The organism is Leyella stercorea, assembly GCF_021531655.1.
The window spans coordinates 48,774-72,328 of the sequence record NZ_JADYUF010000011.1 but is presented as its reverse complement, the minus strand read 5'-3'; the positions used below and the strand labels follow the sequence as shown (position 1 = coordinate 72,328).

Sequence of the window (23,555 nt, the reverse complement as noted above, 5' to 3'; positions counted from 1 at the left end):
GGCAACAAAGCATATCACTCCCCTCCCTAAGGGGGAGGGGTCGGGGGTGGGGCTTTGCAGGAGTTGGGTTTTCAGGCTATTTATTTCATTACGCCAAAGCACGTCCCAGGGCTTCGCAAGCTGCCTCGGTCTCTGCGTTGAGACTCTGCTTTATCTCGACGGGAGTGCCTACAAGCTCAAACTTCAGGCGCGTTTCGTTGGCTTCGAGAATCTTCTTTACGGTCTGACCAGCCCATGTGAACGAGCCGAATACAGCCAGACGATGATTCTTGATACCACGGTCGGCTATCTCGTCGATGAGCGCCTGCATCTGCGGATAGATACCGTTGTTGTAGGTAGGAGCGCCGAGCACGATGGTGTCGTACTTGAAGATGTCGCTCAGGATGTAAGAATGGTCGGAGCGCGACACGTCGTGCATGACGATGTTGCGTACTCCTGCCTGGGCAGCTGCACGTGCAATGACCTCGGCTGCACGCTCGGTGTTGCCGTACATCGAGCCGTAGCAGATTACAACTCCACGGTCGGTGTCGTATCGGCTCATCCGGTCGTAAGCCTCGATGACGCGTGCTATGTGCTCATGCCAAACGGGTCCGTGTGTAGAACAGATGTAGTCGATCTTCACACCGGCAAGCTTCTTGAGCGCCTGCTGAACCGGAACGCCATACTTGCCCACAATGTTTGAATAGTAGCGGCGCATCTCGTCCCAGTAGATGTCGCAATTCATGTCGGCATCAACGAACGCTCCTGCGAGCGCACCGAAGCATCCGAAGGCGTCGCCCGAGAAGAGTACGTTGGCAGTCTGGTCGAGTGTAGCCATCGTTTCGGGCCAATGCACCATTGGAATCATGATGAACGAGAGCGTGTGCTTGCCGAGCTGGAGAGTGTCTCCGTTAGAAACCTCCACGATATCGTCGCCCGTACCAACGTTATAGTATCCGCGCACCATGTCGAAGGTCTTCTTGTTGCCTACGATGCGTGCCTCGGGATAGTACTTCTTGATGAGTGGCAGGGAGCCGCTATGGTCGGGTTCGACGTGGTTGACGATGATGTAGTCGATAGGGCGGTCGCCGATTACCGAGCGTATGTTGGCGAGAAACTGCGGGAAGAAGTCTACCTCAACGGTATCGATGAGCGCAACCTTCTCGTCGTCGATGATGTACGAGTTGTACGAAACGCCGTAGGGCAAGGGCCAAAGTCCCTCGAAGATGTGCTTATGACGGTCGTTCACGCCGACATAATGTATTGATGATGTAATTTCAGTATTCATAATTGTATGTATAGTTTGATTGTTGAAACGCTGTAGTGCGGCAACTTTCGGGCAGCCTACAGCTGCAGACTCTTGCCATATTCTGTCGAGATGTAGTTGTAGATGTCCTTGCAGCAGTCGGCAGAGAAGGCCGAGGCGCAGGCTATGAGTTTGTCCCAGGTATCCTCGTCGAGTCCTCGCTCCAGGCTGTCGCGTGTCACTCCGTACTTGATTAGTCCGTAGATGAATCCGGCGTTGAAGTTGTCGCCGGCTCCGATGGTGCTCACGGTCTGGGTCTGTGGCATCGGATATTGCTTGTGGAAGCCTCCGTCTGCCATCACGGTTACGGGTCGTGGACCGTCGGTATAGACCAGTCGCGGACAGTAGAACGACGTTTCGGCACGATATACACGTTCGGCCGTGTCCTTCTTATATAATATGGTGAAGTCCTCGCGCGAGCCTCTGACGATGTCTGCATATTCGAGATTGTCTATCAGATTGGGCGTAATCTTCATCACGTCGTTCTGGTGTGCGGGTCGGAAGTTGACATCGTAGTAGATGATGGCGCCACGCTGTCGGGCGATTTCGAGCAGTCCTGACACCTGCGGACGCAGATTCGGGTTGACGGCATAGTACGATCCGAACACAACTACGTCGTCGCGGTTGATGTCGGGATAAGTAAAGTCCATGTGATCGTGCCGTTGTTCGCGATAGAAGATGTAGTCGGCGTTGTTAGAATCGTCGAGAAAGGCGAGCGAAACGGGCGACTTGGAGTCGGGATAGACATTGACGCTTGCCGTGTCCACGTTGTTCTGCTTGAGAAACTGGCGCACGTACTCGCCCACTCTGTCGCTTCCGGTTTCGGATATGAACGTTGCGTTTACTCCGGCACGTCCGAGTGATATTATTCCGTTGAACGTTGAGCCTCCCGGCACAGCCTCAATGGGTTTGCCGTTCTTGAAGATGATGTCGAGCATCGTCTCGCCAATACCTATTACTTTTCGCATTTTTCAATTGTATTTTATTGAGGATTATCCTTGTATTGTTACGGATGCATGGCGAGGGCACGGTTTTCTGCCTCCTCCATTATTTCGCGTTCGCCGGGTCCTTTGTCGTTGATGCCGCACAGATGGAGTATGCCGTGTATGATGACGCGGCGCAGTTCGTCGTCATACTGCTTGCCGAACTGCTCGGCATTGGTGCGTACGGTGTCGAGCGAGATTACTATGTCGCCGCTCACGATGCCCGGTTCGTCGTAGTCGAATGTTATGACGTCGGTGTAATAGTCGTGCCCGAGATACTCGTTGTTCACTTCGAGTATCTTCTCGTCGTCTACGAACATGTAGCCCACTTCGCCTACCTTGTAGCCGTATGTTGCTGCCACGGCACGTATCCACGCCGTAGTCTCACGCTTCTTTATCTTCGGCATCTTCACGCCGTCTACGTTGTATGTTATCATTTGTTGAATTTTGAATTTTGAGTTTTGAGTTTTGAATTGTTGCCGTTGGCAATTTTGAATTGTGAGTTTTGAATTTTGAATTATTCTCGGCGGCTCCTGCGATTTGGAATTATTCAATTTTGAGTTTTGAGTTTTGGATTTTCGAGTTTTGGATTTTTCAATTTTGAGTATTGGAATTATTCAAAACTCAAAATTCAAAAACTCAAAATTGCCGCAGGCAACAATTCAAAACTCAAAATTCAAAACTCAAAATTCTGCCCCGCAGGGCAGAAACTCGCGGCAGTCATGGCCGAAATGCGTGAGCTCGCGCACCACGGTCGACGAGATGCTGTCCAATCCCGGCTCGGCAAACAGAACGATGGTCTCTATGCCGGTGAGCCGTCGGTTGATGTCGGCCTGCTCGCGCTCGAACTCAAAGTCGCGCACCGAGCGCACTCCTTTGACGATGAACTGGGCGTCGAGGCGCTTGGCGAAGTCGACCGTCAGGTCGCTGTATTGCTCCACGCTGATACGTGGCTCGTCGCGATAGAGCGAGCGTATGGCGTCAACGCGCTCGTCGGCGGTGAGCATATAGCGTTTGCCCTGGTTGACGCCTACGCCTATCACAAGATGGTCGAACAAGGCGAGGGCGCGGCGCACGACTGAGTCATGGCCTATGGTGAACGGGTCGAACGACCCGACGAATATTCCTGTACGTTTCATCGTAGTTGTTTTGTTTGCAAAAGTAATGTTTTTTTGAGAAAACACGTAGCTTTTTCACTTTTTTGTCTTATGCGTCAGCATAAGTATATGGTCGCCGTCGGATGTGGTGGTGGCGAAGATGTAGGTGTCGCCGCCGTCGGAGAGCTTCAGTCGCTTGCGCAGTTCGGCCACGGACAGGGGGAAGTTGCGCACGGCGATGTTGGCTTGCTTCATACCGGAGAGGGTCTGGCGGAGCTGTCGCTTGTTCATCGTGGTGACGGCATCGATGACGAATGTGCGGCCGGGGAAGCCGTCTATCTCACGGTCGGAAAGGAACAGATGGCTGTTGCGGCTTATTGCACTAATGCCGTAGGCTCGGGCTATCTCGTCAAAACAGCCTGCCTTCATCACGGAAGCGTTGGGCTCGAAGAGGAATGTTGAGTTTTGAATTTTGAGTTTTGAATTGGTTGGCTGCGGCTCGGCTTCGCCACCTATGCTATATACAAATTCGCTGCGCGGATACTGACCCTCTGAGTCGGGGCGTGACAGAATGTCTACGCAGAACACCTGCACTTCCGGCGTGCCGTCAGAAGCCAATACGAGCAGCAACTCCTTGCACTCGCCGTCTGCCGACACTATGTGCACCTCGCGAACCTTACCGTCGAGGTCGACGATAGCCTTGTGCCAGTCGAGCATGGGCGAAAGCTTGAGCATCACAAACTGCGACTTCTGCATCAGACTGGACAGGAGCTGGCACACGTCGGGGGTGCAGTCGGCTATCAGCACGGTCTTGGCTCCGTGCTCGTCGCGGCGTGCCGGGTCGAGGAATATCATGGTCTGAGGCTCCAGCTGCTCCAGCACAGCCTCAGCTTCGGCACACTTCACCTGGGCGTTCCGGATGCCCAGACGGGGCAGATTGGCACCCACAACGTCGCAAAGCGAGGCGTTGCGCTCTACATACGTGGCACAGTCGAAACAGCGCGAAGTGAACGAGAAGTCCACTCCGAATCCTCCCGTGAGGTCGGTCATGCTTGTTCGGGATGCGTTCGGGATGCGTTCGGCCCACCGACGTGCCACTTGCTGCTTGTAACGCGCCGTAGCTTCCGACGAACATTGCTCCATGTTGAGATGAGGAGGATACACCACCCCATCGCACGCAGCCCATGAGGGCAGCTTGCGCAGCGCCGTCTGCCAACCCTGAATCTGATTCAAGGCATAGGGCATGTCTACATCGGGATAGCGCGAGGCCTGAAGGGCAAGCTTGCGGGGGTCGGACTCGCGAAACTGTTTTACAAATTCGGATGTTGTCATATATCAATGTGCTACGTTGTCGTTATGCGTATTTTGCGTCATCATTATCGCCTGAAAATCAGCACATTACACCATAGCTTTCCAAAAGGGGTCCTTTTGCGTTTCAAAAGGAGTCCTTTTGGAGTGTAAAAGGAGTCCTTTTGGCTTGCAAAACGAGTCCTTTTGGAGTGCAAAAGGACTACATTTTTCAGAGTGCCAAAATTCCGCTGGTTTTCAGCCTTTATCATCGTACAAAGATACAAAAAAATGTTCGATTTCGGTCTTTTAACGAACATTTTGCAAGAGCGGAATAAAAATGTGAATAAAACTCTTTGCCAATCAACTAAAATCAGATAACTTTGCCAATATCAAACTAAAAAACATCTTATGAATCCTATTGTTAACTTAAAAACCCTACCTGAAAGATTGCGCTCATTGGGCCAGCGCGTCATAGTGGCCGTTGCATCACCTGCCGACGCACACACCGAAGAGGTGATTGAACGAAGCGTCTGCGAAGGTTTTGCAGACTTCATCCTTACCGCTGTCGAGGGCAAACAAGCCATAGCCGAACAACTCGCAGCACGCCATCCACAACAAATCAAGATCATCAAAGCCTCTGACGACGACGACGCAGCACGCAAAGCCGTGCTCGAAGTGCGCGAAGGACGCGCCGACGTGCTCATGAAGGGCTCGCTGAATACCGACAACCTGCTGCGCGCCGTGCTCAACAAGGAGCAGGGTATACTCGTCAAGGGCAGCGTGCTGACGCATATCGCCGTGGCGGAAATCCCCGGCATAAACCGACTCATGCTCTTCTCTGACGCAGCCGTCATCCCCTTCCCCACCACCGAACAGCTCGACGCCGTCTTGACGTACATCACCAAGACATGGCGAAGCCTCACCGGAGGCTCATGTCCACGTGTTGCGCTGACGCATTGCACCGAGAAGACAAGCGACAAGTTCCCCATCACGCTCGCCTACCAAGCCATAAAGCAATATGCCGAGGAAGGAAGATATGGCGAAGTGTGCGTTGACGGACCTATGGACGTGAAGACTGCATGCGACGCCGAGAGCGGTGCCATCAAGGGAATAAGCTCGCCCGTGGTGGGAAATGCCGACATCCTGATTTTCCCCGACATCGAAGCCGGCAACACTTTCTACAAGACTATCACCTTCTTTGCCAACGCTACCGTGGCTGGCATGCTCGACGGAACCACAGCTCCGGTTGTGGTGACATCACGTGCCGACTCGGCTGACTCCAAGTTCTACTCGCTTGCCGTGGCTTGCATGAGAAGTATCAGCCCTAAATAACAAAAGCCCTACCCCCTGCCCCTCCCCCGCAGGGAGGGGAGTGAAATGATTATTAACAATAAAAAATTCCCCAACTTACCTACGCCTTTGCAATAAATATATAAGAATAAGCTATAAAACTCTGAGCAAGTTCAGCACTTCACTCCCCTCCCTGCGGGGGAGGGGCAAGGGAGTGGGGCTGTATGGGGAGCACTTCCATATGAAAAGAATATTCGTAATAAACCCTGGCTGCACCTCAACCAAGGTGGCAGTATACGAGGACGACAAAGCCGTGTGGACCGACGACGGACTCCATCCGCAAGAAGAGATAGACAAGTTCATGACCGTCGACGAACAGTATGAATACCGCAAGGATTTCGTATTGGAGCTGTTGCGCAAGGCCGGAATACCATTGAAGTTCGATGCCGTGATAGGACGCGGCGGATTGTTGAAGCCATTGCACGGCGGCGTGTATGCTGTCAACGAACTTATGAAGCACGACCTGCATCATGCCAAACATCAGCACGTGTGCAATCTCGGTTGTCTTATAGCCGACGACATAGCTCGCGAATGCGGTTGTCCGGCGTTTATGGCTGATCCCGTGGTGGTAGACGAGATGATGACACGCGCCCGCTACACCGGATTGCCGTTCATGAAGCGCGAATCTATCTTCCACGCCCTTAACGCTAAGGCTGCCGCACGTCGCTATGCCAAGACCTGCGGAAAGGTATACGAGAACATGGACATCATCGTGGCTCACCTCGGAGGCGGCATCTGCGTGTCGGCACATCACCTCGGCAAGGTAATCGACGTGAACAATGCGCTCACCGGCGAAGGCCCTATCGCTCCCGAACGTTCGGGCACTCTGCCTGCCGACCAGCTCGTGCGCCTATGCTTCTCGGGCAAGTACACCCAGCAGCAAATCATGAAAATGCTCGCAGGCTACGGCGGTTGCCAGGCTCTGCTGGGCATGAAGGACATGAAGGAGATTTCGCGTCGCGCCGAAGCAGGAGAACAACCATACCACGAAGTGCTTGAAGCAATGCTCTACACCATATCCAAACAGATCGGTGCAATGGCTGTTGCACTATGGGGCAAGGCCGAAGCCATCATCCTGACCGGCGGTATTGCCTACAGCAAGTACTGCGTTGAGGAGATACGGAAGCAAGTGGAGTTCCTCGCACCGGTCGTTGTGATGCCCGGCGAGGGCGAAATGGAGTCGCTCGCATTCAACGCCCTCGGCGCTCTCAACGGAGAACTGCCCATACACGAATACAAATAACTGGGAGAAGGGACGCCCTCGTCCCCGACAAGTAATACAAATAACTGGGAGAGAGGACGCCCTCGTCCCCGACAAGTAATACAAATAACTGGGAGAGAGGACGCCCTCGTCCCCGACAAGTAATACAAATAACTGGGAGAGGGGACGCCCTCGTCCCCGACAAGTAATACAAATAACTGGGAGAGAGAACGCCCTCGTCCCCGACAAGTATTAGAGTATTCTCTTTGCTTTGTCGGGGACGAGGGCGTCCCCTCTCCTTATTAAACACTCATACATGAATTATTTTCTCAACAAACACGAACCTATATACGAAACAAAAGGCAACCTACCCCATTGGACACAATACGGAAAGATTACTTTCGTTACATTCCGTCTTGCCGACTCACTACCCCAACACGTCATTGACGTCATCAAAACGGAATATGAATCAATCAAGCAGCAATTATTAAAAGAAGGTAATCAAAAAGAACTCGAATTTTTACAAACTAAAAGACACAACCAACTGGAGAAATATCTTGATAAGGGCTATGGTTCATGCATATTAAAGAATAAGCAATATCGAGATATAATAATACAGACTCTTGAACACGACAACATTGTTATGTATGAATTGCATAGCTATGTCATTATGCCAAACCATATTCACTTACTCATAGAACCTAAAGGACAGGCTACTATTCAACAGATAATAAAAACTATAAAATCTGTTTCTGCACATAAAATCAACAAATATATTAACCAAACCGGTTCTATTTGGCAAAAGGAATATTATGACCGTATTATTAGAAACGAAGACCATTACAATCGAGTCATCAATTATATAAGACAAAACCCTTCCCATTGCTTACCTTCTGAATACACCCTATATTAATAACTGGGAGCGGGGACGCCCTCGTCCCCGACAAGTAATACAAATAACTGGGAGATAGGACGCCATCGTCCTCGACAAGTATTAGATTATTCTTTTGCTTTGTCGGGGACGAGGGCGTCCACGCTCCCAGTTATCGTTATATTCTATGTACCTATTGTTCATCCACATAGTACGAAATGTTCTCTTCCTTGAACTTGTCCTTTGGCTGCGGATGTTCTGCCGGATAGCCTATTACAACCATATTGAGGGGAATGAGATTGTCAGACAACGACAATGCTTTACTGATTGCTTTGCAGCGATCTTCGGCCGGATAGGCACCCGTCCAGACTGCTCCGAGACCCATGGCGTGGGCTGCGAGCAAGAGGTTTTCGGTTGCAGCGGATGCGTCCTGTATCCAAAAGTCGCGACCGCCACCTTCTATCATCTTCTCAGTATCGCCACAAACGACTATTGCGAGGGGCGCTTTCTTGATCATCTTGGCGTAGGGATTGGCTTCAGAGAGGGCATCGAGTACAGCGCGCTGGTCAACTACTACGAAGTGCCATGGCTGCTTGTTCATTGCCGTAGGGGCTGCCATTGCAGCACGCAGCATCTTCTGTACCTTCTCATTCTCTACCGGTCGCGCCTCATAGTCGCGTATGCTGGTGCGTGTGGCGATGTTGTCGAGCACCGCCTGTTCTGCGTTAGATGTCTGTTCAGCATCGGCTGACTTCTCGGCAGGGGCTTTGCCCGATGCCAATCGCACTCCAAGTGCTACTGCAACTATGGCAAGTACAACGTTGAGTACAACGGATTTGTTCTGTAAATTCATAACTCAAAAATTGAACTATCGCAAGTTCAGAGAATTCAGTAGTTAAAGGAGTTAAGAAGTTAAGCCAAATGCTTATAATGCTATATCAAACAAAAAAACTAATGGCTTAACTCCTTAGCGACCGTAGGGCGCGAAAGTTTCCTTGAGCTTCGCGAAAAACTCCTTAACTTCTTAACTACTATCGCTTGCGAAACTTAAATCAAAAATATAAAATCAATAACTCAAAACTCAAAATTCGACAATTCAAAATCGGCTTCAGCCGACAATTCAAAACTCAAAATTCAAAATTCCTAACTCCTAAAAAGGCTCCCCGTCGGGCAAACGAACCTGCAATAGGGGCGCGGAACCCATATCGAGAGAACGAGGAAGAGTACGGCTATTGCTATCACCCACGTCGAAGCCGATGTATAGAGGAACGCCGTGAACAGCTCATAATCCATCCATGCGGTCCAAGTAGCGGTGAGCATGAGCACCATAAGCACTCCCCACAGAACGTTGCGGAACACGTTGAGCGCTCTGTTCAAGCGTGGCGAGAGCCGCGGTTTGCGACGGGTGAGTTTGCCGGCAAGCTCTTGAGCCGAACCGAACGGGCACACGTGGGCGCAGTAGTGTCCTGGTCGACCTGCCAAAGGATAAAGCATAGCCACCAGAACCATAAGCAACGGAGCGGCGAGCGTGCCGAGCGTGGCAAGGCTTACGCCCCCCGAGAAGAGTCGCATGAGCAGGGTGTACGACACGAACGTGCCGGTCCACAAGCCCAGCACAATGACGTTGAGAGACAGCTGCACATAATGCCAACGGCGGTTCTTGACAAACAGCGGAACAACAGCACCCAACAGCGCCACAATCAATGCAGCAATGCCACCCAGAGTCCAACCCTTTGCCGAGGCAGAAGCGCCCGGCACTCCTGCCGAACCAACAGCATCTGAGTCCGGACCATCTGCCTCAGACTCCTTGTCAAGCTCAGCATGGCGCTTGGCATAAGCCAGTCCGCGCTGCACATTGGCAATGATGGCACGCGAGGAGAACGTAGCTCCCGTCACAGCATCCACCTCTTCAGCCATAGCCTCATCAACAGTCTTGCCCTGCCATTTACCAAAGAGGGAAGAAGCATGATTGAAGAAGTCGGGCGATTCGGCATTAGGCTCAGCCTCAATGCTGTCCACCACCCCACCCTTGTCAATATGGATGCGCAGCGGAACCTGCCCGCCATAGCCCTGCACATCCTTCGCCAGCAGTCGGGTATTGACCACAATAGCGCCATCGGGCATCACAGTCAGCGTGTCGTTGTTGGCAGTCAGGGCAGCCGTAGAAGCCTGCACGTCGTGCCGACCGTGCTCCGTGGCTCTGCCATCACGCAGATCGAAGCCAAACAACTTGCCGTCGCGCACAATAGCAGCAGCCGAAAGAAGCAGCAGCACAACCACAAGCGACATCAGAGAGACTATAAAGTTCTTGTTAGTACGGTTTTTCATTTTATATATATCAAATTGAATTATTCTGTATATCAAATTGTATTATTTGGACATGCAAAAATAACAAAAAAGGAAGAATGAAGCAAACGCAGCTTTCACTCTTCCTTAAAATTATAGGTTTGTGACAAAAATTCACAACAACCCATAAAAAAGTCCTGCCCCACTCTATCTGAAGAGCGAGACAGGACATAAACTTATTGCTTATGAATTACTTCACCTCAATGTGACGTGTAGTCTTTTCTTCCTTCTTCTCAACCTTAGGCAAATCAACAGTCAACACACCGTCGTTGACATTGGCTGCAATCTTCTCCTTGTCGACATCGTCAGGCAGGATAAGCGTCTGTTCGAACTTTGAATAAGAGAACTCACGGCGCAGATAGTGCTCCTTCTTGTTCTCGTCCTTCTTCTCGTTCTTCTGCTCCATCTTGATGTGCAAGTTGCCGTCGTTGTCAATATTGATGTTGAAGTCATCCTTCTTCATTCCAGGGGCTGCAAGCTCCACGGTATACTCGTGTTCGGTCTCCTTAACGTTGATTGCCGGTGCTGTAGCATTTGTACGCGGCATAAAGTCAGTGTCGAAAAAGTCGTTGAAAACTTCAGGCATCCAAGAATTTCTCATTACTGGTAACATATCAAAAACCTCCAATTATATTTTAATTTGTTTATATTTAATGTTTAATTGTGCTTGCCTTCGAGCTTCTTGCTCTCGGCTTGCACTATCCTTATCGCAACTTACATGACAAGGACTGAATGGAGGTTAAAGTGTTAAATAGTAAGCAATTCTGGCAGATTTCAGACAAATAGACACAACCTGTTGACAATTTGTCAATTCGCTCGGCTTTGCCGCTTGCTTTAGCAAGAACTTCACGGCAAACATCTTGACAAGCGTTGTCTTGCCCACCTGGCGGGCACCACGCAAAACCAAGGGCTTACGTTCGTCCTTACGTGCCCAGTCGCGAAGATAATTGAGTGCTATTCGTTTGAACCAATTAAAAAACGTTTTTTGAGCAAAAAAGCGTCTGAAAAATTTTGCAAATTCCCCGTAAATACGTACTTTTGCACCCGTTAAACCAAAACAACGGGGTGTAGCTCAGCCCAGTTAGAGTACGCCTCTGGGGGGGCGTGAGGTCGCTAGTTCGAGTCTACTCACCCCGACTAATTTAAGTAATGGGGTTAGCTCTTTTGAGTTAGACCTTTTTTATTGTATCATAAGTTTCCGGCACGTCCGGAGATCAACGGACCGGGAGGCTGGTGACCCTCGCTGACCCCTAAGAACCATTATATGGACGCATTCAAGAAAAAAGATTTTGAGTTTCTGTTCCGCACCCATGCCGAACAGCTACAGCACTATGCGTCCTACATCCTGCGTGACCACAACGCTGCCAAAGATATCGTGATGGATGTGTTCTGCACCCTCTGGGACCGATTCGATACCATGGACGTGAAAGATGCCAAGGCCTACCTCTTCACTTCTGTCCGTAACCACTGTCTGAACTCAATTGAGCATCTCCGTGTAGTTGACGAACACCGGGAATACGCCCTCCGCGACATTCCACCACTCGACAGCGAGACAGCGGCTAAATATGATGAACGCCTTGAAAAAATATCCGAGCTGATACATGATATGCCGCAGCGCACCCAGTTTGTACTCAAGCAGTGCTACTATGAAGAGAAAACATACAAGGAAGTGGCGCAGATGCTTGATATCTCGACCAATGGCGTAAAGATGCACATCATGAAGGGACTTGAGACAATCAGGAAGTATTTCGGTGTAAAATATAAAAAGGGAACTGACCAAAATCCCGATTGAAACGTCTTTATAATATAGCACATACTTAAATGAAAACAGAAAAACGCCATAAAGATATCGACCGGGAGCAGCCAATTGACATTAATCCCGACCTGATCAGGGATGACGCGCGCGATGTGGGAGCCGCATTCATGCGCGAGTCGGCGCCTCGCTTCGACGCTGACCGTGAATGGCAGCGCTTTCTCTCATTGCGCCCCGAGGCAGCCTGTGATGTTCAGGAAAAACCGTCACCTCGCGCCACTTTCCGCTGGCTCTATGCCTTCGGAGGAGCGGTGGCAGGCATAGCCGCTTGTCTCATAATCCTCTTCTCTCTCGGATTTTTCACCAAGCCTGAAATCCCACAGGAGGAAGACCTCGTACTCTTTGCCGCCGTCAAGCAGGATGGCCGCATAACTATGACATCTTCTACCCCGACGGCTGAAACATCAAAACCGAAAACTCACACCGCTCCTCAGAAAAACGTGGAGACTGCCAATAAACCGGTATACCTTGACACTGAAGTACTGGATATGCGAAAAGTTTCAGTGACATCGGTATTTGAGGAACGCACGGTCACCACGCCCCGAGGGAAACGCATCCGCATAATCCTCGCCGATGGAACAGAGGTGACTCTCAATGGCGAAAGCTCACTCCGCTTTCCCGCCCGCTTTGTTTCAGACCGACGTACAGTCAATCTTGAAGGAGAAGCATACTTCGCAGTAGCTCATGACGAGAACCACCCGTTTATAGTAATATCAGACAAAATCTCAACTACAGCTCTCGGAACCGAGTTCGATGTGCGCGCCTATAACCGCGCCGACGTGCGTGTCTCGCTGCTCTCAGGGAAAGTGCTTGTCCTGGATATGACCGACAAATCATCTGTGACCCTCGACCCCGGACAGGATGTGACCCTGAAAGGTGGGAAACTTGTGGTTTCAAATATCAACAACCGTGAGCTTGACGCATGGCGTGATGGATTTTTCTACTTTGACAATGTTCCGCTTATAGATGTCATGATTGAACTTGGACGCTGGTATAATGTCAACGTCGGACTCTCAGACCGCACTCTCATGTCATATCGACTCCACTTCGTAGCCGACCGCAATGAACCGGTAGAGTCAATCGTAGAAAGTCTCAACACGTTCGGGACTCTCAACGTCACCTTCGACGGCACGAATATCCGCATCTCGCCCACAAAATAATCGCCGCAGGAAACTTTTTTTTCGAAAAAAAATCGTTTCACAGCTACCCATAACTCCCGATGGCTTGTCATTTGAAGTATAAACCATCATTAAATATTGTTATGGATTATCATGAAAACCCAAATCACCGCGTAGCCCTGACGTCCATCAGTCGTCAGCTCATTTGCTACCTCCTCTGCCTGTTCATCGCCATTCCGGCACTCGCGGCAGATCAAAAATCCACAGTAACGCTCCGGGCCACTAACACACCTATGGTACAGGTCCTTGAGCAAGTTGAAGCCCAGTCAGGCTACAAATTCTCCTACATCTACGATGAGGTGCAGCGATATCGCGTCACATGCGATATCAAAAAAGCATCCGTTGCCGATGCGCTCAAAACCATTCTTCACGGCACCGCGATGACTTACACCATCAAAGGCCGCGTAATCACAGTCTCCATAGACAAACGTACTGCGGCAAAAGTCAACCGTGCCAACCGCAACATCCGTGGTACAGTCCTTGACACCGAAGGCGAGCCGCTCATCGGAGCTTACGTGATACTCGAAGGAACCGAAGCAGGCGTGGTCACTGACATTAATGGAAACTTCACCATCCATGTCAGCGGCTCCGACCCTGTTCTCGCGGTCTCTTATGTAGGTATGATTTCGCAGAAAATAAAAGTCGGCAACCGCAACAACCTCTCCATCACTCTCCAGCCAAACACCAACGTCATGGACGAAGTCGTCGTAACAGGCTATCAGGAAGTCAAAAAAGAGAAAATGACCGGTTCAGTAACCACAATCTCATCCGCCAAACTCAACGAACGCTACACCACCAACGTCCTTGACAACCTCGAAGGCCGCGTAGCCGGACTCTCCACCTATGGCGGCAAACCCATCATCCGTGGTGTCGGAACCCTCCACGGCAACACTGCCCCTCTCCTCGTCGTTGATGGAGTCCCCATCGAAGGCGCCATCGAAGACCTCAACCCCTACGACATCCAGTCAGTTAACGTCCTCAAAGACGCAGCTGCAGCCGCAATTTACGGTGCCCGCGCCGCCAACGGCATCATTGTCGTCACCACCAAAAACGCCACAAAAAAAGGCAAAGTTGACATTGACTTCTCCGCAAACCTTACCGTTTACGAGAATAAAAACATGGACTATGCCGACAACTTCTATATGACTCCGGCCCAACAGGTCGATACAGAGGCAAAATATATGGAGTATTACCTCACTCGCGACAATGCGTTGGACAACATGAAAAAGTCCATCACCGAAGGTAGTCAGGTGACACCTATTTACTATGACTATTATCAGTTCGCCAGTGGCAAAATTTCCCGTCAGGAGCTTGACAGCCGCCTTGCCAAATACCGTACCAATAATTATGCCCGCGATTTTGCTGACAATGTTTACCACACACGTCTCCTTCAGCAATATAACCTCGCTCTCCGCAACAGCTCCGATGTTTCGAGCAATAATCTAGTTGTCAATTACAAACATGATAATGCCGAGTTGATCAACAATGACCTTGACTGGCTCACCGCGTACTACAAAGGTTCTTTTGAACTTGCCAAATGGCTAAAAGCTACCGTCAGTGTAAACGGCCTTTATTCTGATCAGAAATCTCTTGGATACAATGCTAATTACCGTGGTAGCTTTGACCCATGGACTCTCCCTGCCTACATGCCTTTCTATAATGAGGATGGATCCATCCGCAAAACCTATTACTGGTTCACCGGTAACGAATATTGGGATGTCCCCAATGGATTCCACGACCTCGGCACCGACCCGGTGAGCGAGTTAAAGAACAATGTCAAGACCAACACTCGCCAGAACATGCGCTATATGGCCGACCTCGAGTTCCGTATCATCAAAGGACTTACCGCCAACGCAATGTTCAGCTATGAGATTGATAACGTTGAGGAACAGACTCATGCCAACGAAAAGAGTCTTACCTCTCGTGTCATTCGCAATGCTTATACCACAGTTGATGCTGCTGGCCGTGTGAAATACAACACCCCAGAAAACGGCGGTATGCTTCAGACCACAAACACCAAGGGCAAATATTACACCCTCCGCGGTCAGTTGAATTACTCCAACACTTTCTTTAAGAAACACGACGTTGTTGCAATCGCTGGTCTTGAATTCCGTGAAACCAAGTTGAATGGCACCAAGTCTCTAGTCCTCGGTTACGACGAGCAGCTTCAGAACAGCTCTACCCACACCGTTGACTTCGGTACTCTCGGTGGAAGAGAATGGCGTTACAATAGCAGTTATATGATGGAAGGTCGCGGCTATAGCGCTTACCAATTCGTTTACCAGCCTTATTTTGAAAATGGCATGGGCATTGTCGTCGAACAACGTCACCGCTACGCATCAGGATATGCCAACCTTACTTATACCTACGATGAACGTTACAACATCTTCGGTTCTTATCGTAAGGACTATGCCGACGTTTACGGTCTTAACACCAAGTTCCGTGGCAAACCCCTCTGGTCTGTAGGTGGTGGTTGGAACCTCCACAAGGAATCATTTATGCACGATTTCACTTGGCTCAGCTTCCTTAAGCTCCGCGCAAGCTACGGTGTCACCGGTAACATCTATCAGGGTGCGTCAAGCTATATGGTGGCTACAACACAGGGTAATAATCCATTCACTCAGCTTCCACTTGGTACTATAAGCAGTCCAGCCAACCCTAACCTACGTTGGGAACAGGCACGTACCACCAATATCGGTGTTGATTTCAGCCTTTTCAATTATCGTCTGCGTGGTAATATTGATTACTATAATAAGGTCAGCAAAGACGTTTTCAACAATCAGATGCTTGACCCCTCTACCGGTTTCGCTTCCATGTTTGCAAACGTTGCCTCTATGCGCAACCGAGGTGTTGAAATCGCGCTTTCATATGACTGGTTCAAGCCATCCGACCGCAAGGATTTCTCATGGTCTACCTCTTTGACTTTCACTCATAATAAGAATGAGGTCACCAAGGTACAGAATGCAGCCAAGACTGCCACTGAATTGATTCGTACTCCTTTTGTCAGCGGATATCCCGCAAGCGCTTTGTGGAGCTATCGTTTTGCAGGCATTAGCTCCGACACTGGCCGTGAAGGTATGACCACTTGGTTTGACGAAGATGGAAATCCTCAGCGCTCTGTTTCCCGTAACACCGTGGATGTCCTTGAATACTCCGGTCAGACCGATCCTAAGGTGATTGTCAGCATGGACAACTCTCTCCGTTGGCGTGGTTTCAGCTTCAGTCTCTTGATGGCTTATTATGGTGGTCATAAGATGCGTGCCCTTTGTGAGAATGAGACTTTTGATGTCCCCAACACCGCAATTGCCTCATATTTCCTCAACGCCTGGACTCCTGAAAATCCTACCAACACTCCTGGTATCGGTCAGTATGGCTCCAATATGCTAAGCGATGAGACCGAATATAGCAACACCTCTGTTCACGACGCCGACTTCCTGAAAATACGCAATATCGTCTTTGGTTACGACATTCCCGAAAACTGGCTCCGCCGCTTCGGTATCAACCACTGCACTTTCCGTTTCCAGATCAATAATCCAAAAGCCATTTGGACTAAGAATAATCTTGGCGTAGATCCCGAGACATTAGGCATCCGCACCCCGTCTTCTTACGTTTTTGGTCTTAACATTAACATATAATTGACTATTATGAACATATATAAATTACTTTCGTCGGCTGCTATCGGAGTCTCTATGTTGATTACATCATGTTCCGAGTACACCGACATCCAGCCTAAGGGTATGAACCTCCTTGAGACAAGTGCCCAGCTTGAGATGCTGCTCAATGATTATTACCAGTATTTCATGATGATGAACGATGTCCGTGCAATCGGTAGTGATATCGTATTCACAAGCTCATCTGTACCTTATCAGCTCTCATTACCCTACAAATCAGCAAATACCATTTATTGGACTTATGATGAGGTAGGTCATGATAAAGAGCTGCCAAACCTCGTCAATATAGACTACACCTACACCGGTGCATACATGATTATCGGTAAGGTTGCCAATCCTATCCTCCAGCTTGTTGACAAGGCTCAGGGCGAGGAAGACCATAAGCGCAAGATTAAATGCGAGGCCCTCACTCTCCGGGCCTTCGCTCATTTCCTTGCTGTCCAGAAGTTCGCTAAGGCTTATAATTCATCTTATGCTGCTGAAACCCCATCTATCATATATTTCAAGGAAACCGACGACATTATCAAGAACCAGCCTCAGCGCTCCCTGCAGGAGGTTTACGACGATATCCTTGCTGACTGCAACAAAGCCATTGAGATTGATGGACTTCCTGCCGAACCGGTCAACACCATGCGTATGGGTAAACCTATGCTATATGCTGTTAAGGCATGGACTCTCGCTGCTATGCACCGTCTCTCGGAGGCTGCAGATGCTGCACGTGAGGCCTTGAAATACAATAGCACCATCGAGGATTACAACACGCTCATTGGCCCTGCCGTTTATGGTATGGGAAAAGGTATCATTCGCCCGATGCTTGGCATGAAGGAGGATTATTTCTGCTCCTACGATTTCTTTGACATGAACGTTCTGCTCCCCGAATGTATGGCTGCATTTGAACCGGGCTACCTTTCTCTGACTGCGATACCTGATTATGATATGACTCACCAGTGGGATGAGGTAGGTGGTTATTGCAAAGGAAATCTCGGTATCGAAGGCAAGGCTGTCTGTGTTGGTACCGACTGTTGGAACCCCGTTGGACCCAAGTCTACCCACATGTATCTGATCCTTGCTGAGGATGCCATTGAGCGCGGTCAGTTCGACGAGGCGATGGGCTATCTTGACACTATCCGTGAGAAGCGTTTCCGCCCTGCTGATTATCATCCCCTCAAAGGCACTGGCATCAACGACAAGGCTACTGCTATCGCCAAGCTGAAGCAGATTTCTCACGGTGAATGTGCCTACACGTTCTATAACTTCGTGCAGCGCAAACGCTGGAATCAGCTCCCCGACTACAAACAGAACTATTCTCACACCATTGATGGCAAGACCTACACCATCACTCCAGAATCCACCCTCTGGATTTTCCCCTTCCCCACTTCTGTGACTTCTATCAACAGTTTGGTTAAACAGAATTTCTAATTATCAAAAGTTATGAAAATTATTAAATTAATCGGATTCCTCTCTCTCGGTTTGCTTTATGCTTTTTCAAGCAAGCCTTCCAACCAATTCACCCTTTCCGGAACGACAGACGCTGCCGACGGTGAAAAGTTCTATCTCTCTTATTCGGTCAACGACTCAATGATTAGGGATACCGCCACAGTGGCTAATGGCTCATTCTCATTCTCCGGAACTTTGAACCATCCTACCGACGCTTACCTCTATGCCGGCGAACTGAATGCTCGTGACAACAACCGCATCCGCCGCTTTATGCTTGATCTCGCCGATATGACAGTCTCTCTCAGCGGCGATGATTACAGTAAAGCACCCGTCTCGGGTTCACCTTCCACGGTAGAGTCTGACTCTCTTGACGCTGTGATTGCAGGCATCTACAGTATGGCTGACCCTTACAAAGACATTATCCGCAACCACGAAACAACAACTCCCGCACTCATCGACAGTTTGCAGCGTTTTGTACTCACACCGATGCGCGATAGCGTATTCCACACCCGGTTGAATTTCGTCAAGACTCATCCAGCCTCATTCAACAACCTTGGTGTGATGTACGTTCTGGCTCAGGACCTCACATATCCTCAGATCAAGGAAATCTACGAAAGCTGGAACCCCGAAGTCCAGGCTGCCGCAACCCTTGTGAAACATCAGCTCAATCGCCTCGCCGCCATCCAGCCCGGGCAACCCGCTCCCGAGCTTCAAGGCACCACACCTGCCGGCAAGACAATCACCCTCAGCTCACTCAAGGGTAAACCCGTCCTCGTCGACTTCTGGGCAACCTGGTGCGTCCCCTGCCGCAAGTCATTTCCACACATCAAAGAGATTTACAACAAGTATCATGACCGCGGACTTGAAGTCTTCTGCATCGCCTCCGACAACAAGAACGTGGAAGGCTGGCGTAAAGCCATCATCAAGGACGGTATAGAACCCTTCCATCACATCCTCCGTGAATTCAAAGGCGAAGACGGTAAGATGATTGACCAGAACGACATCTACAACGTCTCATACATCCCCTCTAAATTCCTCGTCGCAGCCGATGGCACAATGATTGGTCGCTTCGACAATCCCGCCGAGCTTGACGCCAAGCTCTCCGAACTTTTTGGAGAATAATAAAGCAAATATAAGAGTTGATCTTTTTTGGATTGAAAGGCTTGCCGGGTTACCCCATTCTGGCAAGCCTTTTTTTTAGCCACCCCTCCATGCGATGCAACCCGTGAGTTACCGACAGCTACGCAGAATTTGTCAATTCGCTCGGCTTTGCCGCTTGCTTTAGCAAGAACTTCACGAGCGAGAGAAGTTAAGGAGTTAGGGAATTAAGCCAATTGTCCAAATGGCCTGCATAATACAGCGGAATGTTGTAGAGAGTGAATGCTCTACCGTCGGTTCGGGTGATGACATCGGAGGACAGCGGACCGTTCCACAATCGTAGGGCGATATTCTCACGCGACTCTTCCATAAACTGATGCAGGGAGCGGAGCTTTGAATTGTTGCCAGTCTTTACCTCAATGGGCAGCAGATGCGACTTATAGCGTATCACGAAATCTACTTCTGCCTGAGAGTTGCGGGCATCGCGCACCCAGAACATACGCTTCTCGCCAAACATAGTTGTAGCGCCGAGAAGTTCCTGGGCTACGATATGTTCAGCAATGTCGCCGTTCCAGAGTTCGTCGCTGTCGGTAGTGAAGAGCAGTTCTTCTTGCATTCCGGCTACGTAATTGACCAGACCGGTGTCAAGCCATAACAGTTTTGGACTCTTCTTCAGGTCGGGCAGTACGGGGAACGATGTTGACGTAAGAGGATAGACAAGTTCGAGGAGCAGAGTCTTCTCAAGCGTACGGAATGCGTTGCTCACATCAGCCGACTTGAACGAGGAGTTGGTGAATTTGGCAAACTGTATGCGATGGGCAGCCGATGTCCAGCCATAATTAAGAATATAGCGTATGGAGTCTTGCTCCTTAGGCTTGGCGGCATACTTCTCCACATCGTCGCGATAGCCCGAGAGCAGCGAATTGAATATGCCTCCAAGCCGCACCATGTCGCGATACTGTGCATAGTTGGCAACAACTTCTGGCAGTCCGCCTATTATCATGTATTTCTTGAAGAGGTCGAGCGTATAGCTGTGCAGCGACTGAGGTACCGATACAGCCTCAACCTGCTCGGCAAGAAGCTGCTCGCCTATAGCCGAAAGGAACTCTACAAACGTGCAGGGATGGAGAGCCATATACTCTACTCTACCCACTGGAAACGATATGTGACGGTCCATCAGACTCTCCAATAGTGAGCCAGCAGCTATGACATATATGTCGGGACGCTTCTCATAGAAGTAGCGCAACGACTGCACAGCCTTAGGTTCGTTCTGTATCTCGTCGATGAATATAAGTGTGCGGCAGTTGTCCTGACGTACATTTGCCTTGAAGAAGATGCCCGACAGCAAATCGTCGAAAGAATAGTCGGCTGCAAACAATGCAGCGTTCTCGTTCTCCTCAAGATTAAGATAGATGTAATTGTCGAATTCCTCGGCAAATATCTTGACAAGCGTTGTCTTGCCCACCTGGCGGGCACCACGCAAAACCAAGGGCTTACGTTCGTCCTTACGTGCCCAGTCGCGAAGATAATTGAGTGCTATTCGTTTGAACATATCTAAATGGTTATAAATCAATCACAAAGATACACAATATTTTCAAATCCAAACCAAAATCAGACGAAAAACCGAGCAAATCCAAACCAACTTTCGATGATTTTCGTGTCAAATCCAAACCAACTAATAGCAAAACCAGTATCAAATCCAAAGCAACTGGCAAAGAGAAGGACTTGCACAGTACACATGTTAAGTATGTGGTCATATTTATTTTTATATATGAGCTGCTTTCTATGTTAAAATCCAAATTCAGTAATGAGAGGATGTGTACACGCAAGAAGGACGTTGAAAGGCTTAGTTGCGGATTTGAGGTTAATAAGAAAAAATAGTCTAATCCCAAAATTCATATGTATTTTTGGGATTATGGGTTTCTACTTTATCAATTACTATAGTTTTTGAAAGCAGAAAAACTATAGGTGGTTACAAAATATGAACATAAATATCGCTACAAACATAAAAATCAATAAACATTTATCCACTACACTTTTTGCAATGCAAATATCGTACTGGCAGTAAAAAAGTGTTACAAATAAAAAATTGATTCTGGAGATTGCGGAAGGGGATTTTATGCGTTTTTGAGGTGACAATGACCTGCTGATTCTCCATTCAAGGCTTCTTTGCACTCCAAAAGGACTACTATTGCTATGCAACTGTAGCCCTTTTGAGAGGTAAATGAACTACAGTTGCATTGTAATAATGGTCCTTTTTGAACAAAAAGGAGCCTTTTTTCAGCGTGAAAATTTACGCCACAGCGCCGCAATCCATATAACTCATTGTATATGAACAATATAACAAAAACCGCTCAAAACTGCCAATTAAACGCACAAGGAAATCTTTGACACGTTCAACTCGCAGTTTTGAGCGGTTACAAATGCAAATATTGTATCGGAGCAAAGCTCCGAGTTGTCGTGTTGAGGTATTGAGATGGTGTGGTTTGACGTTTCTAAAAATACACCGAAGCAGCATATAGCGGAATGTTAGTCAACCAATCTTGCTCCCTATAATCAGACATCGAAAAGCGCACACCATGTAGCTGTGGGTGATTGGCAACGAACGTTGACAGAGACTTAGAGCGCAGGTTCTCTTCAGCCTTCGCCTCAATTGGTACTAAGTCGCATCCATGCTGAATTAAGAAGTCAATCTCCAGCTTAGCATCATTACTATAGTAGAAAACCGATGTATCATTAGTTGCTACCAATTGACTCATAAGATAATTCTCTGTAAATGCACCTTTCGCTTCTTCCATACCATTATCTGCAACCAATAGTTTTTCGGCTGGAATTTCGCTCATGGCTCCAAGCAAACCACAATCAAGCAGAAAGAGTTTGAAGCTACTGATGTCTACATAAAACTTCAACGGCATTTTCGGTTCTGTCACTCTTTCCGCCTTATAAACCAATCCGGCATCAATAAGCCATTGAATAGCTGTCTCAAAGTCTTTGGCTCTACCTCCCGGCTTAGCTACACCGTAAATAAACTTCTTATTCTCTTTTACCAACTGAGAGGGCATTGACTGCCAAACCATATTGATACGATTGGCCTCAGAGGTAGGAACATGCTTTGATATATCCTTCTGGTAGGTGAAGAGAATGTTATTCTGCACCTCCCTTACCTTCAAAGAATCGTTTGTATCTACAAACGTTTTTACTGCTTCGGGCATACCACCAACAAAATAATATTCTCGGAGAAGCTTTATATATTCAGAACGAAGTAGTTTGATGGTATTCCAATCCTTACTTTTCAATATTTCAACCATTTGCTCCCTACCCTTTGCCAGGGTAAATTCGTCAAATGTCATTGGGTATATATTGAGTATGTCGACTTTACCTACTGGGAACGACTCTCCCTGATGCATGGTTATACCCAATAAAGAGCCTGCCACTGCAACATGATACTGTGGCGCTTTCTCATAGAAATACTTAAGAGCTGTCAAACCTCTTCGTAATTCTTGTATCTCATCAAGAACAATAAGGGTTTTGCCTGGCACGATGTTTTGGCGTGTAATAGCACCTATGGCAAGGATGATGCGCTGCATATCATAGTCTTGCAGGAACAGGTCTTTTGCCATATCATTGTCGTCACAATTTATGTAAGCTACATTCTCAAATTCTTGTTTGCCAAATTCAGTTAGCATAAACGTTTTGCCTACTTGACGAGCACCGGCCAAAACAAGAGGCTTACGATTCTCCTTGTTTTTCCATTGTTTTAATTGAGTAATGACATTCCTATACATAATCCATTGATATTAAGTAATTTCCATTACAAAGATACACTTTTCCGACCGAACTTTCAAGAAAAACAACATTTTTCCGACCGAACTTTTAGGATAAAACAACACTTTTCCGACCGAACTTTGATTTTTAGCGACACAATATCAGCTATA

Annotated in this window: 18 protein-coding genes and 1 tRNA gene; 9 read left to right on the top strand and 10 right to left on the bottom strand. The window is 48.7% G+C overall.

The genetic code is table 11. The features are described from left to right. Positions 1-88: 88 nt before the first annotated feature. From I6E49_RS04900 to I6E49_RS04880, 5 genes are all read right to left on the bottom strand, one after another. A complete protein-coding gene (locus tag I6E49_RS04900) occupies positions 89-1,267 on the bottom strand; it encodes an FprA family A-type flavoprotein (RefSeq protein WP_235400759.1) in 1,179 nt (392 codons plus the stop codon). Between the two features lie 56 nt (positions 1,268-1,323). Further along, complete coding sequence (locus I6E49_RS04895; protein ID WP_235400758.1) at positions 1,324-2,253, bottom strand: carbohydrate kinase family protein; 930 nt, start codon at positions 2,251-2,253, stop codon at positions 1,324-1,326. 38 nt (positions 2,254-2,291) lie between these two features. Further along, complete coding sequence (gene ybeY / locus I6E49_RS04890; protein ID WP_235400757.1) at positions 2,292-2,705, bottom strand: rRNA maturation RNase YbeY; 414 nt, start codon at positions 2,703-2,705, stop codon at positions 2,292-2,294. A gap of 246 nt (positions 2,706-2,951) precedes the next feature. Continuing rightward, positions 2,952-3,407, bottom strand: a complete 456-nt coding sequence (gene coaD / locus I6E49_RS04885) for a pantetheine-phosphate adenylyltransferase (RefSeq protein WP_235400756.1) — start codon at positions 3,405-3,407, stop codon at positions 2,952-2,954. A 54-nt stretch (positions 3,408-3,461) separates the two neighbouring features. Continuing rightward, a complete protein-coding gene (locus tag I6E49_RS04880) occupies positions 3,462-4,697 on the bottom strand; it encodes a THUMP-like domain-containing protein (protein WP_235400754.1) in 1,236 nt (411 codons plus the stop codon). 366 nt (positions 4,698-5,063) lie between these two features. On the opposite strand from I6E49_RS04880, the gene I6E49_RS04875 reads away from it, so the two are divergent. The 3 genes from I6E49_RS04875 to I6E49_RS04865 all read left to right on the top strand — a co-directional run bounded on the left by I6E49_RS04875 (position 5,064) and on the right by I6E49_RS04865 (position 8,119). Further along, a complete protein-coding gene (locus I6E49_RS04875; RefSeq protein ID WP_235400752.1) occupies positions 5,064-5,987 on the top strand; it encodes a phosphate acyltransferase in 924 nt (307 codons plus the stop codon). A gap of 199 nt (positions 5,988-6,186) precedes the next feature. Then, entirely contained in the window at positions 6,187-7,248 is a 1,062-nt protein-coding gene (gene buk, locus I6E49_RS04870) for a butyrate kinase (protein ID WP_235400750.1), read from the top strand. Between the two features lie 274 nt (positions 7,249-7,522). Further along, positions 7,523-8,119 carry a transposase gene (locus I6E49_RS04865; protein ID WP_235400749.1) on the top strand — a complete coding sequence of 199 codons (597 nt, stop codon included), beginning with the start codon at positions 7,523-7,525 and terminating at the stop codon, positions 8,117-8,119. Positions 8,120-8,270: 151 nt separating this feature from the next. Here I6E49_RS04865 and I6E49_RS04860 read toward each other — a convergent pair whose 3' ends face one another. The 3 genes from I6E49_RS04860 to I6E49_RS04850 all read right to left on the bottom strand — a co-directional run bounded on the left by I6E49_RS04860 (position 8,271) and on the right by I6E49_RS04850 (position 11,024). Beyond that, positions 8,271-8,930, bottom strand: coding sequence for a nitroreductase family protein (locus I6E49_RS04860; protein ID WP_235400748.1), 660 nt, complete (start codon positions 8,928-8,930; stop codon positions 8,271-8,273). A gap of 290 nt (positions 8,931-9,220) precedes the next feature. Beyond that, positions 9,221-10,405, bottom strand: coding sequence for an FMN-binding protein (locus I6E49_RS04855; RefSeq protein WP_235400747.1), 1,185 nt, complete (start codon positions 10,403-10,405; stop codon positions 9,221-9,223). Between the two features lie 208 nt (positions 10,406-10,613). After that, positions 10,614-11,024, bottom strand: coding sequence for an Hsp20/alpha crystallin family protein (locus I6E49_RS04850; protein ID WP_294027376.1), 411 nt, complete (start codon positions 11,022-11,024; stop codon positions 10,614-10,616). Between the two features lie 460 nt (positions 11,025-11,484). On the opposite strand from I6E49_RS04850, the gene I6E49_RS04845 reads away from it, so the two are divergent. The 6 genes from I6E49_RS04845 to I6E49_RS04820 all read left to right on the top strand — a co-directional run bounded on the left by I6E49_RS04845 (position 11,485) and on the right by I6E49_RS04820 (position 19,644). After that, positions 11,485-11,560: transfer RNA gene (locus I6E49_RS04845), tRNA-OTHER, on the top strand. Between the two features lie 127 nt (positions 11,561-11,687). Beyond that, the gene (locus I6E49_RS04840; protein ID WP_235393988.1) at positions 11,688-12,215 is read left to right on the top strand and encodes a sigma-70 family RNA polymerase sigma factor; all 528 of its coding nucleotides are present in this window, start codon (positions 11,688-11,690) and stop codon (positions 12,213-12,215) included. A gap of 29 nt (positions 12,216-12,244) precedes the next feature. Next, positions 12,245-13,396 (top strand): FecR family protein, encoded by a 1,152-nt coding sequence (locus I6E49_RS04835; RefSeq protein ID WP_235393989.1) that lies wholly within the window; start codon positions 12,245-12,247, stop codon positions 13,394-13,396. Between the two features lie 251 nt (positions 13,397-13,647). Further along, on the top strand, positions 13,648-17,049 hold the full coding sequence (locus I6E49_RS04830) for a SusC/RagA family TonB-linked outer membrane protein (RefSeq protein ID WP_235400745.1): 3,402 nt from the start codon (positions 13,648-13,650) through the stop codon (positions 17,047-17,049). Between the two features lie 9 nt (positions 17,050-17,058). Continuing rightward, on the top strand, positions 17,059-18,504 hold the full coding sequence (locus I6E49_RS04825; RefSeq protein ID WP_235393991.1) for a RagB/SusD family nutrient uptake outer membrane protein: 1,446 nt from the start codon (positions 17,059-17,061) through the stop codon (positions 18,502-18,504). Positions 18,505-18,516: 12 nt separating this feature from the next. After that, the gene (locus I6E49_RS04820) at positions 18,517-19,644 is read left to right on the top strand and encodes a TlpA disulfide reductase family protein (protein WP_235393992.1); all 1,128 of its coding nucleotides are present in this window, start codon (positions 18,517-18,519) and stop codon (positions 19,642-19,644) included. A gap of 187 nt (positions 19,645-19,831) precedes the next feature. On the opposite strand, the gene I6E49_RS04815 is transcribed toward I6E49_RS04820, so the two are convergent. Beyond that, complete coding sequence (locus I6E49_RS04815; protein WP_235400744.1) at positions 19,832-21,172, bottom strand: ATP-binding protein; 1,341 nt, start codon at positions 21,170-21,172, stop codon at positions 19,832-19,834. 943 nt (positions 21,173-22,115) lie between these two features. Then, positions 22,116-23,405, bottom strand: coding sequence for an ATP-binding protein (locus tag I6E49_RS04810; RefSeq protein ID WP_235400742.1), 1,290 nt, complete (start codon positions 23,403-23,405; stop codon positions 22,116-22,118). Positions 23,406-23,555 lie beyond the last annotated feature (150 nt).

What these genes read in the sequence shown, in the direction of transcription:
- I6E49_RS04900 (WP_235400759.1), bottom strand. Translation starts at nt 1,267, where the DNA reads ATGAATACTGAAATTACATCATCAATACATTATGTCGGCGTGAACGAC.
- I6E49_RS04895 (WP_235400758.1), bottom strand. Translation starts at nt 2,253, where the DNA reads ATGCGAAAAGTAATAGGTATTGGCGAGACGATGCTCGACATCATCTTC.
- ybeY (WP_235400757.1), bottom strand. Translation starts at nt 2,705, where the DNA reads ATGATAACATACAACGTAGACGGCGTGAAGATGCCGAAGATAAAGAAG.
- coaD (WP_235400756.1), bottom strand. Translation starts at nt 3,407, where the DNA reads ATGAAACGTACAGGAATATTCGTCGGGTCGTTCGACCCGTTCACCATA.
- I6E49_RS04880 (WP_235400754.1), bottom strand. Translation starts at nt 4,697, where the DNA reads ATGACAACATCCGAATTTGTAAAACAGTTTCGCGAGTCCGACCCCCGC.
- I6E49_RS04875 (WP_235400752.1), top strand. Translation starts at nt 5,064, where the DNA reads ATGAATCCTATTGTTAACTTAAAAACCCTACCTGAAAGATTGCGCTCA.
- buk (WP_235400750.1), top strand. Translation starts at nt 6,187, where the DNA reads ATGAAAAGAATATTCGTAATAAACCCTGGCTGCACCTCAACCAAGGTG.
- I6E49_RS04865 (WP_235400749.1), top strand. Translation starts at nt 7,523, where the DNA reads ATGAATTATTTTCTCAACAAACACGAACCTATATACGAAACAAAAGGC.
- I6E49_RS04860 (WP_235400748.1), bottom strand. Translation starts at nt 8,930, where the DNA reads ATGAATTTACAGAACAAATCCGTTGTACTCAACGTTGTACTTGCCATA.
- I6E49_RS04855 (WP_235400747.1), bottom strand. Translation starts at nt 10,405, where the DNA reads ATGAAAAACCGTACTAACAAGAACTTTATAGTCTCTCTGATGTCGCTT.
- I6E49_RS04850 (WP_294027376.1), bottom strand. Translation starts at nt 11,024, where the DNA reads ATGAGAAATTCTTGGATGCCTGAAGTTTTCAACGACTTTTTCGACACT.
- I6E49_RS04840 (WP_235393988.1), top strand. Translation starts at nt 11,688, where the DNA reads ATGGACGCATTCAAGAAAAAAGATTTTGAGTTTCTGTTCCGCACCCAT.
- I6E49_RS04835 (WP_235393989.1), top strand. Translation starts at nt 12,245, where the DNA reads ATGAAAACAGAAAAACGCCATAAAGATATCGACCGGGAGCAGCCAATT.
- I6E49_RS04830 (WP_235400745.1), top strand. Translation starts at nt 13,648, where the DNA reads ATGGTACAGGTCCTTGAGCAAGTTGAAGCCCAGTCAGGCTACAAATTC.
- I6E49_RS04825 (WP_235393991.1), top strand. Translation starts at nt 17,059, where the DNA reads ATGAACATATATAAATTACTTTCGTCGGCTGCTATCGGAGTCTCTATG.
- I6E49_RS04820 (WP_235393992.1), top strand. Translation starts at nt 18,517, where the DNA reads ATGAAAATTATTAAATTAATCGGATTCCTCTCTCTCGGTTTGCTTTAT.
- I6E49_RS04815 (WP_235400744.1), bottom strand. Translation starts at nt 21,172, where the DNA reads ATGTTCAAACGAATAGCACTCAATTATCTTCGCGACTGGGCACGTAAG.
- I6E49_RS04810 (WP_235400742.1), bottom strand. Translation starts at nt 23,405, where the DNA reads ATGTATAGGAATGTCATTACTCAATTAAAACAATGGAAAAACAAGGAG.